Here is a 15,128-nt window from a genome sequence, read left to right as displayed (position 1 = left end):
CCATGAGTTCACGATCTTTCCGTCGTCCCCTCGGTTTGCTGGCGGTCGGCGCGTTCGCGGCCGCGACCCTCGTCGCCGGCGCGGGAGCCGGGCCCGTCACCTTCGGCAAGCACTTCCACGGAGACCACTACTCCGGCGGAAACTGGGGCGGTTACGTCAGTTTCGGCAGTTTCACCACCGCGACCGCCGGCTGGACCGAACCGTCGGCGACCTGCAATTCCAGCAACGACCTCTTCGCGCCGTGGGTGGGCATCGACGGCGACGGATCGTCCTCTGTGGAGCAAACCGGCGTCGCTACCGATTGCTCCAGCGGCAGCCCGCAATACCAGGCGTGGTACGAAATGTACCCGGCCGCGCCGGTGTACTACTCGGCTAGCGAAGCACCAGTGGCGGCGGGCGATCACCTGACCGCGACGGTCACGCGCAGCGGCGACAGCTACAAACTCGACTTGAAGAACGACACGCAGGGCTGGACGAAGACGACCACGCAGTCGTTGAACGCGCAGCACTCGTCGGCGGAGGCGATCATCGAATCGCCGACCGATTCGTACCCCGCGATCAACGGCGGCGTGAACTTCGACGGGGTCAAATTCGACGGCAAGAACCTGGCGGACACGAGCCCGCAGGGTCTCAACGCGGACGACGGCGGCAGTGCGACGTGGGTGCCCGGCGCGATCGGCTCAGACGGGCAGAGTTTCTCGATGAACCGGCAGTAAGTCGTGAGGGGAACCCTGAGGGAATCAGAGTCCCTCAGGGTTCCCTTCACGGACGTTCGAAGCGGTAGGCGCGTTCGACCCGCGAGACTTGGACGTCGAAGGAGCGGTACCACTCGGCGCGGCCCTGGTTGCGGGTTTCGGTGTGCTCCAGGTTGGTGCGCCACGCGGTGATGGAGTCCTCGTCCTTCCAGTACGACACGGTGATGCCGAGCCCGGACTCGTCGCGGACGGAGTTCATGCCGAGGTAGCCGGGCTGTTTGGCGGCGAGTTCGGCCATGTAGGCGGCGCGCTCGGCGTAACCGCGGTCGCCGTCGGTGCGCCGGGACGTGAAGATCACCGCGTAGTACGGCGGTTCGGGAAGCTCCATGGCCGGAGATATACCTGGCGGACGCAGGCGAGGCCAGCGGGTTTCAGCCCTGGAGGCCGTTGACCGCCCAGGCGAACACCATCAGCGCGAGCAGCAGCGAGATTCCGGCCTGGACCATCATGGTCATTTTCGCCCAGATCCGCAGCGGCATGACGTCGGTCGGGCTGAACGCGGTGGCGTTGGTGAACGAGGTGTAGAGGTAGTCCAGGTACCGCGGTTCCCATTCGGCCTTGGCCATCGACGGGTCGCTCATCTGCGGAAACTGCAGGTCGGGGAAGTTCGCCCGGCCCGCCGCGCGTCGCGCCGGGCCGCCGCGGTCGAACTCCCAGTACCAGAGCGAGAAGACGACGATGTTGGTCCAGTAGATGACCACGCCGCTGATCAGCACCTGCACGGCGTGCCCGCGTTGCGCGCCCTGCGCGATTCCGATCACCAACTGCACCGCGGACGCGCCGTTGAGCACACTGACGACGGCGAGCGCGGTCAGCGCGACCATCCGCTCGACGATGTTGAACTCGGTGAGCCGGCCGGGGTTGAGCAACAGCAGCGCGACGATCAGCACGGCGGTCAGCGAGGGCAGCAGCCACCACGGGTGCAGCACCATTTCGTCGGGCAGTGCGAGCTGCAGGGCCAGGGTCCCGATGACGACGATCGCCGCGGGCCACCGGGTCTCGCCTTTGGTCGCCCGCCGCCAGGCAGGCACTCGTTCGTCAGCCATCCGAACAACGGTAGGGCGCGGACCGCGGGTTGGCGCGTCGCAGCGATAGTCGTGTCGTGGGGCAGTGCGGTCGAAGAGGACGAACCGGTGTCAGGGTGACGGAACGTTCGGCAGCTTCCGCGCGACGTCAGTGCGGCTTCGCGCACCTAGCTTGCGAAGCACCTTCGCGACGTGTTGCTCCACCGTGCGCGGCGACAGGAACAGACCGTCGGCGATCTGCCGGTTCGTCCGGCCCTCCGCGAGCATCTCGGCGACTTCGCGCTCTCGCGGCGACAGTTCGCGACCGTAGCCGCGACGGCCGCGTTGCGACGGTGCCCAGGCACCGTGTTCGCGAAGCACGTGATGGCAGCGGCCAGCGTCGCGTGTGGCACCTAGCTGTACGTACGCAGTTGCGGCCTCGCTGAGCGCAGCTGTCGCACCGTCTTGACCTGCTTCGAGACGACAGTGCGCAGCGCGTTCACGCATGCCTGCGGCGAGGTACGGCATCGGCAGTTCTGCGTACGCGTCGGCTGCGGTGTCGAAGAGCGTCGCGGCGGCGAGGTGTTTCGCGCGGGCGTTTGTCAGGACAGCGCGGCCAGCGTGCAGGGCTGCGGCGGCGAGAGGTGCGTCGCGGTCTTCGATGCCGCGCGCGAACTCTTCGACGAACGCGTCAGCGTCGTGCCAACGGTCTGCGCGCGTGTACGCCTCCGCGGCGGCTGGGACGAGCGACGCTGCCCAGACCCACACACCTTTGCGGCGCGCGGCGTCGACAGCGACATCAGCGGCTTCGCAGGCTGCGGCGACGTCGTCGGTCGACAGGTGCACGCCGATCAACACCGAGGCCGCGCACAACACAACGGGGATAGGGCCTTCGCCCGGACGGTGCGCCGAGGCGTCGGCCAAGTGTCTTCGCGCCGCCGCGAACTCACCGCGCACCGCGGCCAGGCCGCCCAGCACCAACGACGTCTCCATGACGATCGCGCCCAGCGCCGGATGCCGCGTCCGGACGTCTTCGGTCGCCTCGGCCAGGCCGTCCCACTTGCCGCGGAACCACGCGAGCCGCACCGCGGTACCTTCGATCAGGCCTTTCGGGTACAGCGCGCCAGCTTCGGAAGCCCGGCGCAGGCCTTCGGCGACCAGCTTTTCGGTCCGGTCGAGGTGGCCGGCCCACGACTGCGCGTCGGCGAGGTTGCACCACAGCCGGGCCAGCTGGACGCGTTCGGCGACACTCGGCGCGGTGTCCGGCAGCGTCTGGAACTCCGTCCACGCCGAACCGTCGCCGATGTGCGAGGCGGTCGCGATCCGGTCCCCGGTGAGCGTCAGTCGCAGTTCGGGATCGGACAGTCCAGAGTGGACTTCCCGGGCGCGGCGCATCCACTGCTCGTGCCACGACAGCGGCGTGAGCCCGTCGAACGGCAACGCGAGCAGGTTGATTCCGCGCGCGGCCAATTCCGGGCGATCCGCCAGCTCGGCGACGGCGCGTTCGACCGCCGCGCGACCCTGCTCCAGCCGACCGGCGACGCGGACCAGCAGCATGCCCAGCGCGAGCCGGATCGTCCCGTGCACGGCTGGTGGCAGTGGCCGGTCTTCGAGCACTCTTTCCAACGTCAGATGGACATCGGGGCGGAAGACGCGTAGCGCGACGTCGCTCAGCTTCTTCGCCAACCGGCCGACCGCGTCCTCGTCCGCTTTCGCGACGATCGCCTGCAGCAAGTCGATCGCGCGTGCGGTATCGCCGTGCGCGATCGCTTCGTCGGCAGCTTCTTCCGCGTACTGCTGCCATTCCTCGACGCATCCGGCGGCGTGGGCGTGCGCGGCGAGCAGCGACAGTGATTGACCTGGCAGATGCATTGCCTTGGTATGCAAGAGTTTTCGTTCCGGCGCGCTCAACCCAGCATACACTGCCTTGCGCGCGAACGGATGCCGGAAGCCGTAGCGATTGTCGTCGACCTCGTCCAGCAAGCCGTCGGACAACGCGATCTCGTCCTCGGGCAACCCGGTCAGCTCATTCAACACCGAGAGTTCGGCAGGCATGTTGAGCACGGCTGCGGCTTTGGCGAGCTGCACAGCGGCTTTCGGCAGCGCGGACAGCTGTCTGGACACCGAATCCTGAAGCGCGGCAGGAACGTCCAGCCGATCCAACACCGAGTCGGTCAGCTCGACCCCACGCAGTGCGCGGAGAGTTTCCTCAGCAACGAAAGGAATCCCGGCGGTGTACTCATGCAGCTTCGCGGCGAACTCAGCGTTGATCCGCGGCAAACCCAGGAGATCGCGAGCCATCGCGCTGACCGCCGCACAGTCCAACGGACCGAGCGTGACCTGCGCGCTGGGTACCCCGGGAACCCTGCGGACGCTGGAGTTCCCGGTGCGACAGGTGGCGACCACGCCCAGGTCCGGCGGCCAGTCGACAGCGAGAAACCGCAGCAGATCACCGGTTCCCGAGTCGGCGCGATGCAGATCGTCGATGAGCAGAACGGTGGGGCCGCAAGCGATCAGCAGTTCCCGGAACGCGCGGAACACCCGATGCCGTTGCGCGCCGGGGTCCGGCAGCGGTTCCGGCGCGGGCGGCAGAACGTCGGCCAGCTCCGGCAGAAGCGGTTGCAGCGCACCGGCAACCGGGCTCAGCGGACCGAGGCGATCCCCGGCGGTGCGCAATGCTTCCAGCACCGGACCGTACGGAAAGGGCTCGGCCAGCTGCGGGCACGCGCCGCGCAGCACGCGGATCCGGGAAAGCTCCGGCCGGGCGGCGAGTTCGGCGAGCAACCGGGTCTTGCCGATTCCGGGTGCGCCCTCGACCAGCACCGCGGCGGGACGGTGAACGAGAATTTCAGCGACGGCGGCGAGTTCGCGGTCGCGTCCGACGAAAGCCGCCGGACGCGGACGCACGGAAACCAACGTCGGAACGGCCGGCCACATCACGACCTCCCCAGCGAGCGTCTTGTCCGTTTCGCCCGGAGCTTAAGCAGTGCGCGGGGCGCGGTAAACCGACTCTCGGCGGGTACGCGGGCACGCTCCTCACACGTCTGCCTCTCCTGCGGTCACCGAATGGCAGAAGAAAACCCGGCGTGCGGTCACAAAGAGTGCGAAACCGCGCGGAGTTGCCCGGTTCAGCGGAACAACCCACGGACGCCCGCTCCGGCGGCCAACGCTCGGTAGTCGCGCAAGTCCCTACTTAAGGATTGCTCCGCTACCTATTCTCCCGCCCCCTTATTGCAGTGGATTGGACCACCGCCGCACCCTTCGAGGCCGGGGGGAACCGAACGCGAGGGAGAAGCATGAAAGCCATCAGATTCCTCGGTGCCGCAACCGCTGCCGCGGCGGTGACGGCGATCTTCGCCGGTGTCCCGGCCGCGAGCGCCGCCCCGCTCAACCCCGACATGGTCCCGGCGATGCAGCGCGACCTCGGCCTCACCCACGGCCAGGCACTCGCCCGGCTCGCGAACGAGGAGGCCGCGAACAAGGTCGGCGCGGCACTGGAGAAGGCGCTCGGCGAACGCTTCAGCGGCACGAGCTTCAACGCGGCGACCGGCAAGGCCGTGGTCTCGGTGACCGACGCGGCGCTCGTCGGCCAGGTACGCGCGGCCGGTGCCGAGGCACAGGTCGTCCGGTTCAGCGCCCGGCAGCTCGACTCGACCGTGCAGAAGCTCAACGCCCAGGAGAAGGCCGCGCCGAAGTCGGTCACCGGCTGGGGCATCGACACCGCGAGCAACCGGATCAGCCTGACTGTCCTCAAGGGACAGCGCGGCGCGGCGGAGCAGTTCGTCCGGCAGTCCAGTGTGGACAGTGCGGCGGTCAGCGTGACGGAAACCTCGGCGGTGCCCAAGGCGCATTACAACGTGCTCGGCGGGGACGCGTACTACATCGGCAGTTCGTCCCGCTGCTCCGTCGGATTCTCGGTGAACGGCGGATTCCTGACCGCCGGCCACTGCGCCGCGCTCACCGGCGGCGGCGCGCTGTCCGGCTACAACCGCGTCGCGATGGGCCAGTTCTCCACCTACCGCTTCCCCGGCGCGGACTACGCGGCCGCGCGGGTCAACAGCAACTGGACCCCGGTCGGCCAGATCAACAACGGCACTCGCGTCGCGGGTTCCACTGAGGCCGCGGTCGGCGCTTCGGTCTGCAAGTCCGGTTCCACCACCGGCTGGACCTGCGGCACGATCCGCGCGAAGAACCAGACCGTGCGCTACCAGGAGGGCACCGTGACCGGCATGGTGCTGACCAACGCCCGGTCCGACCACGGCGACTCCGGCGGTTCGTTCATCAGCGGAAACCAGGCGCAGGGCATGGTTTCCGGCGGCGACACCGTCAACAGCTACTACTACCCGGTGAACGTCGCGCTGTCCGCGACCGGCACGACGCTCGTCCGAGGCTGATCCTGGGAGTGCCTGCGCCAGTCCCGGCGCGGGCACTCCTTTTCAGGACGCGTCGGCGGTGATCCCGTCGGCCCAGGCACCCGGATGGGGCGCGCCGTCCTGGCGGGTGATCGCGACGTTCGATGGCCACGCGGCCTTCAGCGCCTTGGTCTGGCCCGGCGGGATCGTGAGGCTTTGCGCGGTCCAGGCCGGAGGGTTCGGGCCGGACGGGAGCACGGTGATCTTCGCGATCGCGGTGCGCCCCAGGGCCAGGATGTGGTGCGCCGGGCCGTTTTCCCGGCGCAGCAGCGAGTCCACCGGTCCGTGCAGGTCGAAGTCGCGGGACGAAGTGTTCTTGAACGTCAGCGGCAGTTCGAGCTGGCTGCCAGCCGGTTTCGCCGCGTGCTTCGCGGGCAACCGGTTGATGCCCAAGATCACCAGGACTATGCGCCGGTTTTTCCGGACGCCGCTGTGCTCTGGCTTACGCGGGGTCCACATGCGACAAAGGCGGCTCGAGTGCCTCCAGCGCACTCGAACCGCCCCTGTCCTCAATTGCCGCGGGATCGGCAGGTCTTTGTCACACGTTGCTGATCTCCTCGATCAGCCCGTCGATGTCGAAGTGCTCGCTCTCGGCTCCGAACGGCACCAGCTCGTAGGAAGATTCCAGGAACGCCTCGAGGTCGGCGCGCTCCAGCTCGAACGATGCGTAACCGTCGGGCGACTCGATTTCCAGCGTCAGCAAGGCTTCGTCCTCGGACAGGTCCGGCCGGATCCGCACGTCGCCGATTCCGGTGGGCTCGTCCAGTCCGGACACGAGCAGTTCGCGGGCGAAGGTCCATTCGATCCACCGGCCGCGTTCGGTCCGGAACGCCACGGTGACCGCGTAAGGCTCCGACACGTGGAAGGAGAGGCGGGACAGCACCGGCGTAGTGCTCTCGTTCAGCAGTACGAACTGGGTCTGGTGTACGGCGTCGGTGGTGTGCACGGCTGCTCCTGGGGTCCTCCGGTCGTTCGCGCCTCGCGAACTGGTCGGCAGGGAGATGATCGACCCGGGGGCACATGACGTCGTTCCGCCGACGTTCACGCGATCGGTTGCATCAGGCCGGATGCGCGTAACACCGGACACAGAACCCTTGCGTTTCCGCGCGGATCAGGAAAGCGGCAGCGTAAGGCCCACTTTGACCCGGTCCATCGCCACGCTCGTGGTGAAGTGCCGGACGTGGGGGTTGTCGAAGAACATCCGCCGCGCGAAAGTCTCGAACGCCGCCATGTCCGGGCAGGTGACCAGGAGGACGAAGTCCGCGGTGCCGGTGACGTAGTAGCACTGCTGCACGCAGTCGTCGGCGAGGACCTGGGCGCGGAAGCCGTCGAGCACCGCCACGCTCTCGCGCTCCATCTCGACCATGACGACGAACGTCATGTCCAGCCCGAGCGCGGCCGGGGACAGCACCGCGATCTCCTTCTCGATCACTCCGGCTTCGCGCAGCCGCTTGATCCGCCGCTGCACGGCCGCGGCGGACAGGCCGACTTTGGAGCCGATGACCTCGGCGATCGTGCGGGCGTCGTTCTGCAGGCAGGACAGGATGGCGAGATCGAGCTGGTCCAGGTCGGGAGTGCGCACGCTTCAGGCTAACCGGGCGGACCGACAAAAAGCCTCGGGTTTACCACGCCGCAGAAGCGCTGCTCGCAATACCTCCTATCGAGCGAATGTGGAAGAGGTCTCTTAGTGACGTGGAACACAACTGACCGGTCTACCCAGGGGTAGGCCATACAAGGGAGGCAACCGGCGACGTCCGCCAACAAGCCGGTCTGGGAGGTTCCGCCATGAGCGCTGTCCGGTCGCGCCACCGTGCCGCCGTCGTCGCCGGAATCGGCGGCGCGCTGCCCGAACACGTGGTGACGAACCAGGAGATCGCGGCCCGCCTGGACACCAGCGACGAGTGGATCCGCACCCGCACCGGCATCCGCGAGCGCCGCCGGGTCGCGCCCGGCCAGTCCACAGTGGACCTCGCCGAGGAGGCGGGCAGGGCGGCGCTCGGCCCGGACGGGCACGCGGACGCCGTCGTGCTCGCCACCTCGACCGCCGACCAGCTGTGCCCGGCCACCGCGCCGCAGGTCGCGGCCCGGCTCGGCCTCGGCACGGTGCCCGCGCTCGACGTCAACGCGGTGTGCAGCGGCTTCATCTACGCGCTCGCGACCGCCGCCGGGTTCATCGCCGGCGGAATCGCCGAGCGGGTGCTGGTGATCGGCGCGGACGTGTTCAGTTCGCTGGTCGACCCGGACGATCGCACCACGGTGCCGATCTTCGGCGACGGCGGCGGCGCCGTGCTGCTGCGCGCGGGCGAGCCCGGCGAACGCGGCGCGCTGGGCCCGTTCGACCTGCACAGCGAGGGTGAACTGGCCAAGCTGCTGTGGGTCGAGGCGGGCGGAGCGGCGCAGCGGGTGCCGGAGAATCCGAAGGACCGGTACTTGGTCATGCAGGGCACGGCGGTGTTCCGGCAGGCGTGCGCGCGGATGGCGGAATCCTCGCGCGAGGTGCTGGAACAGGCGGGCTGGATGGTCGGCGACGTCGACCGGTTCGTCGGGCACCAGGCGAACATCCGCATCCTGCAGGCGACCGCGAAACAGCTCGGCATGCCCGCGGACGCGGTGGTGGCGAACATCGACCGGGTCGGCAACACCAGCGCGGCGTCGATCCCGTTGGCGCTCGCGGACGCGGTCGCCGACGGGACGCTGACGCCGGGGCACCGGGTGCTGCTGACGGCGTTCGGGGCCGGGCTGACCTGGGGTTCGACGGTGCTGACCTGGCCTGAGCTGTCGTGAGCGGCGATCGCGGTTAGAACCGGGATCGCCACTCACGAGCTACGCGTACTCCGGCAGCACGATCGCCTCCGACCGAGGCTTCCCCACCCTTCCCGCCGCCTTGCCCAACCGCCGCGCCAACGGCGTGCTCGCCATCCGCAGCGCGGCATGGATCGCGGTCCGATGCGCCTGCGCGCGCGGCATCGTCACCTGCGGCGCGCCGGGGAAAAGCCGCTGCGCCTCGGTGACCAACGGTCGCATCAGGCGTTCGTACTCACCGAACGCGGCCCGTGGGTCTTCGTTCGTCATGAGTTCGCCAGCCAGGATGTACGCGCCGGTGAGGGCGAGCGTCGTGCCCATGCCGCTGACCGGCGAAGCGCAGTAAGCCGCGTCGCCGAGCAGCGCGATCCGGCCTTGGCTCCACGTCGGGAGTTTCGCCTGGCCGACGTCCTCCAGGTACAGCGAGCCGTTGTCCATTTCGGCCAGAACGCGCGGTCCTTCCCAGTCGACGTCGGCGTACGTCTTGCGCAGCACGGACACCGTGTCTTCGGGCGTGAGCCGGTCGAGGCCGCGTACGTCGGACAGGAAGAACAGCCCGGCGCGCATCGTGCCGACGTTGTCCGGGCGGAGGAACAACATCCGGCCGCGGCCGCAGAACATCGTGCGCCACCAAGCGTTATCGGTGGCGATGCGCGGGAGCGCGAGGTGTGCGGTGTAGAGGCCAAGCTCGTGCGGACGTACGTCCGGCATCAGCATCGCGCGGGTGCGGGAACGCAGGCCTTCGGCGATGACCACGGCGTCGAAGCGCTGGGTTTGGCCGCTCTGGAAGTCGACGTCCACGCCGCTTCCGTCGTCGTGCAGCGCCTGGATCTGGTCGCCGAATCGATACGTCGTCTCGCCGGCTGACTGCTCATACAGCAGCCTCGACAGCTGGCCGCGCAGGATTTCGATCTCGGCGGTTCCACCACCGGAGTCGCCTTCCCCGGCGCGGAACTCGGCGACCACGCGTCCGCGTTCGTCCACGAACTGCGTGCCGATCTCGCCGGTGTGCGCGGCGCGGACCGCTTCTTCGAGACCCATCTTGCGCAGCACCTGGCGGCCGACGCCGCGGATGTCGACGTTCTGGCCCTCCTCGCGCAGATGGTCGAACCGCTCGACGATGGTGACGTCCCAGCCGGACCGCGCGAGCCGGGAAGCGAGCGCGGGACCGGCGATGCTGGCTCCGGAAACGAGAAGACTGCGACGGGTCATGATGCCCTCCTTGCCGTTGACTAGGTACATAGATAATCTATCTATTAGTTTCCCTACTGACAAGGAAGATCGCGTGGACGAGAACCAGGCAGCGATCGAGCGCGTGAACGAGACGACCTTCGCGGTGCGGGACGTCATCGAGGCCAGCCGCGACCTGATGGCGCGGATGGCGAAGAGCGTCGGGATGAACGCGAACGACCTCACCGCGATCGCGCTCCTGAACTATCACGGGCCGATGGGTCCGGTGGAATTAGGCCGCCGCCTCGGGATCAGCGGCCCGTCGGCGACCACGCTGGTGGACCGGATGGAAGAGGCCGGTTATCTGGCGCGCGTTCGCAGCGACACCGATCGGCGCCGGGTGGCGGTCACGGCGACCGAGCAGGCCCGCGCGGTCGCGGCAGCGGTGTGGCGGCCGGCGATCGAGAAGCTGGACGCGGTGACGCGGAAGTTGAGCGTGGCTGAGAACGCCGTGGTGCGGGACTTTCTGGTCCGGATCACGGCGGTGATGAACGAGGGCCGGGAAGGCTCGTGAGTGGCAATCCCGGTTAGAACCGGGATAAACACTCACGAGGCGCTAGGTCGTCCAGGTTCGGGTCTCGCGATGGCGGCCGCGGAGGTGGAGTTCGCCGTGCAGCCGCCAGTGTTCGCGTTCGCCGCCCAGCGCGGACTTCACCGTCGTTTCGCTGGCGAGCACGCGCGACGGCACGGCTTTCGCGTGTTCGGTGAGCCGCGCGGCTTCGTTCACCGCGTCGCCGATCACGGTGTACTCCAGGCGGCTCGACGCGCCGAGTTGCCCAGCGAACACCTGCCCGGTCGCGACGCCGATGCCCAGGTCCAGCTCGCCTTCCGACATGACCGCGTCCCGGATCGCGCGGGCCGCGGCGAGTGCCATCGTCGGTCCGTCGGACAGCCGGGTCGGCGCACCGAAGACGCACAGCGCGGCGTCGCCCTGGAACTTGTTGACCAGCCCGCCGCGAGCGTCCACTGCGGACACCACGCTCGCGAAAAACCGGTTCAGCTTCTCGACCAATTCCTGCGGTGGAGTGCGTGACGCGAGCGCTGTCGAGTCCACGACGTCCACGAACAGCGCGGTGACCTCGCGGACGTCGCCGGAGAGCGAAGCGCCGTATTCGAGCGCGTGCCGGGCGACGTCGGTGCCGACATGGCGGCCGAAGAGGTCGCGCATCCGGTCCTGTTCGCGCAGCCCGGCGGCGAGGTCGTTGACCGACGTCTGCAGCATCCCGATCTCGCTGGAATCGTCCACGTCGACGTGCACGTCCTTGCGGCCGCGCGCGATTCCGTCCAGCGCGATCCGCAGCCGGTGCAGCGGCGCGGCGACCGCACGGGACAGGAGCGCGGTGCCGATCGCGCCGGTGGTCAGGCCGGTCACGGACAGCACGATCAGGCTCGCGGTCGGGTTCCCGTGGCGGCCGAGATCGGGCGGCGTGGTCACCAGCAGCACGCCGATCAGCGGCACGCCGCTGGCCAGTACCCACGTGACGACCAGCCGCGTCAGCACGGTGACCGGCAGCGAACCACGCGGCGGCAGCACGTCGAGCGCCATCGTCATCACCGGCCGCGCGACCCATTCCGCGGCCAGATAGGTGAGCCCGACCGTGGTCAGCCCGCCGAGCCCGATGGTGAGCGCGATGCCCGCCGCGTCGCCGATCGAGCCGAGGACGCCGGCAAGAATGCCGAGCGCGAGCGCGCCGATCAGCCAGAGCGTGCCGCTCACCACGGCCATGTCAAAGGGCAGCCGCAGCGCCCGTTTGGCCTCGTCCGCGGTCGGCGGGCGGCCGATCGTGAACCACACCACGGTGCGACGTTGCAGGTAGGCGGTCCAGAGCGTGCCGACGATCAGGGCGAGCGCGACCACTCCCGCCGCGGTGACGCCGAGCACCCAGCCGCGGTCGTCGACGTCCTCCGGCAAACCCTGCAGGAGCAGCAGCAACGCGACGACTCCGGCACCGGCGACACTCGACCCGACACCGAGCGCGGCGAAGCCCAGACTGGTGCGCAGAACCAGCCGGAACCTCCCCGCGATCATCGTGCGCACTCGCAGATCGTATGGGGTGCCGGGCCTGGGAGCGAAAAACCCGTCGCCGCCGCGGGCCGGTGATGGTTAGCGTGGTCGTATGCAACCGCTCGACCCCGCCGAGATCCGCGCCTCGTTCGTCAACTGTTCCCGCGGGGAAGCCAAGTCCGTCACGCTCCCGGCGGACATTCCGTGGGAGAAGCGCGACTTCCTGGGCTGGCGCGACGTGAAAGCGCCCGGCCGGGCGTACCTCGTCGTGGCGCATGGAGACGAGGTGATCGGCCTGTCGCTGCGCGCCGCGTCGCCGCCGAAATCGCGGCTGCGCAGCAACATGTGCGCGTTCTGCTCCACGACGCATCCGCTCGCCGACATCACGCTGTTCACCGCACGGCTGGCCGGAAAACCCGGTCGCAACGGCAACACGGTGGGCACGTATTTGTGCTCCGACCTGGCGTGCAGCGCTTATCTGCGCGGCGAACTCCGGCCGGCGGTTCCGCAACCGAAGGAGTCGCTTTCGGAGGAGGAACTGGTCGAGCGGATGACCGAGAAGATCAGCCGGTTCGTGGCTCGGGTGCTGGAAACCCGGTAACTGCCGCTATCGCACGGTTTGCCCCGACCGAGACGGGATCGTGCCGCGTGGCGCTGGGTGAGCCGTACGAGATGCTGATCGAGCGGCTGGCTGTGCGCCCGAGCAGTTGCGTCAGGTCGGTTGGCGATTCAGAAATCCCACTCCGCGATCCGCCCCATCTTGCGGATCACCGGGAACAACGCCGACGCGCGCAATGCCAGCCGGGACGCGGTCGGGATCTTCGCCAGGGTTTCGTCGCTCGCCCAGTCCGTCGCGTCCAAACAGGACACCAGGCGGAGGCCGTAGCGTTCCAGTTCGTGCGGATCGTCGATGCCCCAATGCAAAGTCGCGCCCGCGCGGCGGACCACCGGGTTGATCGTCTGCGCCTTGATGCCGAGCGAGCTGAAGAAATCGACCACGATCCGGCCGGACGGGAACTTGCCGACGAGCCTGCGGACCAGTTCGGTGCCGGACTCCGCGGTGAGGTACATCGTGAGCCCCTCGGCCACGATCAGCGCCTCGCGGTCGCCGGGAACCTGGTCGAGCCAGCCGAAATCGGTGACTGACGAGCCGATCGTCGAGTACCCGGGCCGCTCCGGGTAGATCCGGCCGCGGACGTCGACGACCTCGGGATAGTCCACGTCGAACCAGGTGACCGACACCGGCGGATCGAGCCGGTACACGCGGGTGTCCATCCCGCAGCCGAGATGCACGACGACCGCGTCGGGGTGCTCGGCCAGCCACTTCGCGGCCATTTCGTCGATCGCGCGCGCCCGGATCGCGACGGAGACCGCGGCGTTCTCGTTCACGCCGAGTTTGCGGAAGTCGTAGTCGATCTTTTTGACCGCTTCGTCGGCGGCGGTGTCGCCGAGGATCGGGTCTTTTCGGCGAGCGTCGAGCGCGCGGGCGTACAGCGTGCCGAGGTTGGTCGCTTTCTCCTCGGTGAAGTGCACTTTCTCCACGGTCAGCCCCCGTCGCGGCAAAGTTTTCACAAACTTGTGAAGACTGTAGCGCTGATTGCCGGGCGCGGCATCAACCGGAGGGGTGGCGAAGCGCCTGTGGATCGGGTTTCAGGAAGACGCGTAGTCGTGGGCGTAGGTTTTCGCGTCCAGCAAGTGTTTGAGGGTGATCTCGCGGGCCGCCGCCGCGTCCGAACGGCTGACGGCGTCGAGGATCGCGCGGTGCTCGGCCACGGCCTTGCGGATCTGGCCAGGCAATCGCAGCGCGGCCCGGCGCTCCTCGCCGACCAGGGCGAGCACCGAACGGAGCAGGTCAGCGACGTCGTCATTGCCCGCGTTGCCCGCGATCACCCGATGGAATTCGGCGTCGGTCGCGATGACGCGCAACATGTCGCCAGCCGCCGCGGCCTCTTCCATCTCCGCGACGTTGTCCGCGAGCCGCTGCACTATGCGCGGCGTGTGCTGGCGCGCGAGCCGCTCGGCCAACGTCGGCTCGACGGTCGCGCGCAGGTCGAACAGCTTCTCCACGAGCTGCTCATGCTCGGAAAACCAGCTGCTCAGCGGGCTTTCCGCGGTGCCTTGCTCGCGGACGTAAGTGCCCGAACCGGCGCGGATCTGGACGTAACCGATCGAATCCAGGACGCGCAACGCCTGCCGCAACGACCCGCGGCTGATGCCGAGTTGCTCGCACAGCGCGCGTTCCGCGGGCAGGCGCGAGCCCGGCGGAAGCTCGCCCGAGTCGATCATCGCGCGCAGATGGTCGACCGTGGCGCTCCAGACCTGGTCGGTTTCGTGGGCCACGCCGCCCATCCTGGCAGGTGGCGACTCGGGACGCGGGAAATTGTCGGTGGCGGGTGTCACCATCCTTGGCAGGAAGGGGAGGGGATCATGCCCGCGAAGTTCAAAGACCTGGCGCTCGACGCTCTTGATCATCAGGCACTGGCGGACTGGTGGTGCTCGGCGCTGGGTTATGTCCGCCGGAGTCCGCCCGGCGAGCGCTCGCCGGACTGGCCGGTCGCGATCGTCGACCCCGGCGGCGAGGGGCCGCTGATCTGGCTGAACCCGGTGCCGGAGCGCAAGACGGTGAAGAACCGGATGCACCTGGACGTGTGGGGAGATCCGGAGGAGCTGAGTGCGGCCGGGGCGCGGATGGTGGCGCAGCGAGGAGGGGACCGGGAGTGGCACGTGATGGCGGATCCGGAGGGGAACGAGTTTTGCGTTTTTGAACGGTGAGGTACCGGCGAGCGGCTGAGGCGGAGCCGGGACTCGGGCTGACGGCCGACGGAGTGCGGATCGGCGATTGAGCCGGAACGCGGGCGACAGGTGCGCCGACGGAGATGCGGTTGCGGAGGGGTGGTGAGGTCGAAGCGCGAAGCTGAGC

At 68.7% G+C, this 15,128-nt stretch carries 16 protein-coding genes; 6 read left to right on the top strand and 10 right to left on the bottom strand.

Going from position 1 to position 15,128, the window contains the following annotated elements:
- The first annotated feature begins 2 nt into the window (after window positions 1-2).
- Window positions 3-716 carry a G1 family glutamic endopeptidase gene (locus tag D0D37_RS12615; protein WP_116200693.1) on the top strand — a complete coding sequence of 238 codons (714 nt, stop codon included), beginning with the start codon at window positions 3-5 and terminating at the stop codon, window positions 714-716.
- 46 nt (window positions 717-762) lie between these two features.
- On the opposite strand, the gene D0D37_RS12610 is transcribed toward D0D37_RS12615, so the two are convergent.
- The 3 genes from D0D37_RS12610 to D0D37_RS12600 form a co-directional block, all read right to left on the bottom strand.
- Window positions 763-1,083, bottom strand: coding sequence for an antibiotic biosynthesis monooxygenase family protein (locus D0D37_RS12610; RefSeq protein ID WP_116200692.1), 321 nt, complete (start codon window positions 1,081-1,083; stop codon window positions 763-765).
- Between the two features lie 43 nt (window positions 1,084-1,126).
- Window positions 1,127-1,687, bottom strand: a complete 561-nt coding sequence (locus D0D37_RS12605; protein ID WP_162834205.1) for a DUF1345 domain-containing protein — start codon at window positions 1,685-1,687, stop codon at window positions 1,127-1,129.
- A 204-nt stretch (window positions 1,688-1,891) separates the two neighbouring features.
- A complete protein-coding gene (locus D0D37_RS12600) occupies window positions 1,892-4,666 on the bottom strand; it encodes an ATP-binding protein (RefSeq protein ID WP_341867981.1) in 2,775 nt (924 codons plus the stop codon).
- Between the two features lie 389 nt (window positions 4,667-5,055).
- Between D0D37_RS12600 and D0D37_RS12595 the strand changes: the two genes are divergently transcribed.
- On the top strand, window positions 5,056-6,153 hold the full coding sequence (locus tag D0D37_RS12595; protein ID WP_116200689.1) for a S1 family peptidase: 1,098 nt from the start codon (window positions 5,056-5,058) through the stop codon (window positions 6,151-6,153).
- Window positions 6,154-6,195: 42 nt separating this feature from the next.
- Here D0D37_RS12595 and D0D37_RS12590 read toward each other — a convergent pair whose 3' ends face one another.
- From D0D37_RS12590 to D0D37_RS12580, 3 genes are all read right to left on the bottom strand, one after another.
- Window positions 6,196-6,630, bottom strand: a complete 435-nt coding sequence (locus tag D0D37_RS12590) for a hypothetical protein (RefSeq protein WP_162834187.1) — start codon at window positions 6,628-6,630, stop codon at window positions 6,196-6,198.
- Between the two features lie 79 nt (window positions 6,631-6,709).
- Window positions 6,710-7,117, bottom strand: a complete 408-nt coding sequence (locus tag D0D37_RS12585) for an SsgA family sporulation/cell division regulator (protein WP_116200687.1) — start codon at window positions 7,115-7,117, stop codon at window positions 6,710-6,712.
- Between the two features lie 165 nt (window positions 7,118-7,282).
- Complete coding sequence (locus D0D37_RS12580) at window positions 7,283-7,753, bottom strand: Lrp/AsnC family transcriptional regulator (protein WP_116200686.1); 471 nt, start codon at window positions 7,751-7,753, stop codon at window positions 7,283-7,285.
- Between the two features lie 203 nt (window positions 7,754-7,956).
- Here D0D37_RS12580 and D0D37_RS12575 point away from each other — a divergent pair, with 203 nt between their 5' ends.
- On the top strand, window positions 7,957-8,955 hold the full coding sequence (locus D0D37_RS12575; protein ID WP_116200685.1) for a beta-ketoacyl-ACP synthase III: 999 nt from the start codon (window positions 7,957-7,959) through the stop codon (window positions 8,953-8,955).
- 39 nt (window positions 8,956-8,994) lie between these two features.
- Here D0D37_RS12575 and D0D37_RS12570 read toward each other — a convergent pair whose 3' ends face one another.
- Complete coding sequence (locus D0D37_RS12570) at window positions 8,995-10,185, bottom strand: FAD-dependent monooxygenase (protein ID WP_116200840.1); 1,191 nt, start codon at window positions 10,183-10,185, stop codon at window positions 8,995-8,997.
- A gap of 73 nt (window positions 10,186-10,258) precedes the next feature.
- Here D0D37_RS12570 and D0D37_RS12565 point away from each other — a divergent pair, with 73 nt between their 5' ends.
- Window positions 10,259-10,717 carry a MarR family winged helix-turn-helix transcriptional regulator gene (locus D0D37_RS12565; RefSeq protein WP_208719921.1) on the top strand — a complete coding sequence of 153 codons (459 nt, stop codon included), beginning with the start codon at window positions 10,259-10,261 and terminating at the stop codon, window positions 10,715-10,717.
- A 42-nt stretch (window positions 10,718-10,759) separates the two neighbouring features.
- Here the strand turns inward: D0D37_RS12565 and D0D37_RS12560 are convergent, their stop codons facing one another.
- Window positions 10,760-12,232: an adenylate/guanylate cyclase domain-containing protein gene (locus D0D37_RS12560; RefSeq protein ID WP_116200838.1), complete on the bottom strand. Its 1,473-nt coding sequence runs from the start codon at window positions 12,230-12,232 to the stop codon at window positions 10,760-10,762.
- A gap of 88 nt (window positions 12,233-12,320) precedes the next feature.
- Here D0D37_RS12560 and D0D37_RS12555 point away from each other — a divergent pair, with 88 nt between their 5' ends.
- Window positions 12,321-12,809 carry an FBP domain-containing protein gene (locus D0D37_RS12555; protein ID WP_116200684.1) on the top strand — a complete coding sequence of 163 codons (489 nt, stop codon included), beginning with the start codon at window positions 12,321-12,323 and terminating at the stop codon, window positions 12,807-12,809.
- Window positions 12,810-12,937: 128 nt separating this feature from the next.
- On the opposite strand, the gene D0D37_RS12550 is transcribed toward D0D37_RS12555, so the two are convergent.
- Together D0D37_RS12550 and D0D37_RS12545 are read right to left on the bottom strand one after the other, a co-directional pair.
- Window positions 12,938-13,750 (bottom strand): class I SAM-dependent methyltransferase, encoded by an 813-nt coding sequence (locus tag D0D37_RS12550; RefSeq protein ID WP_116200683.1) that lies wholly within the window; start codon window positions 13,748-13,750, stop codon window positions 12,938-12,940.
- 108 nt (window positions 13,751-13,858) lie between these two features.
- Window positions 13,859-14,557, bottom strand: coding sequence for a FadR/GntR family transcriptional regulator (locus tag D0D37_RS12545; protein WP_116200682.1), 699 nt, complete (start codon window positions 14,555-14,557; stop codon window positions 13,859-13,861).
- Between the two features lie 78 nt (window positions 14,558-14,635).
- On the opposite strand from D0D37_RS12545, the gene D0D37_RS12540 reads away from it, so the two are divergent.
- Window positions 14,636-14,980, top strand: coding sequence for a VOC family protein (locus D0D37_RS12540; RefSeq protein ID WP_116200681.1), 345 nt, complete (start codon window positions 14,636-14,638; stop codon window positions 14,978-14,980).
- Window positions 14,981-15,128 lie beyond the last annotated feature (148 nt).

This window comes from Amycolatopsis circi, from assembly GCF_003385235.1.
Lineage (GTDB): Bacteria > Actinomycetota > Actinomycetes > Mycobacteriales > Pseudonocardiaceae > Amycolatopsis > Amycolatopsis circi.
Note: the sequence above shows the minus strand (reverse complement) of the source record. Positions and strands in the feature narration are given on the sequence as shown.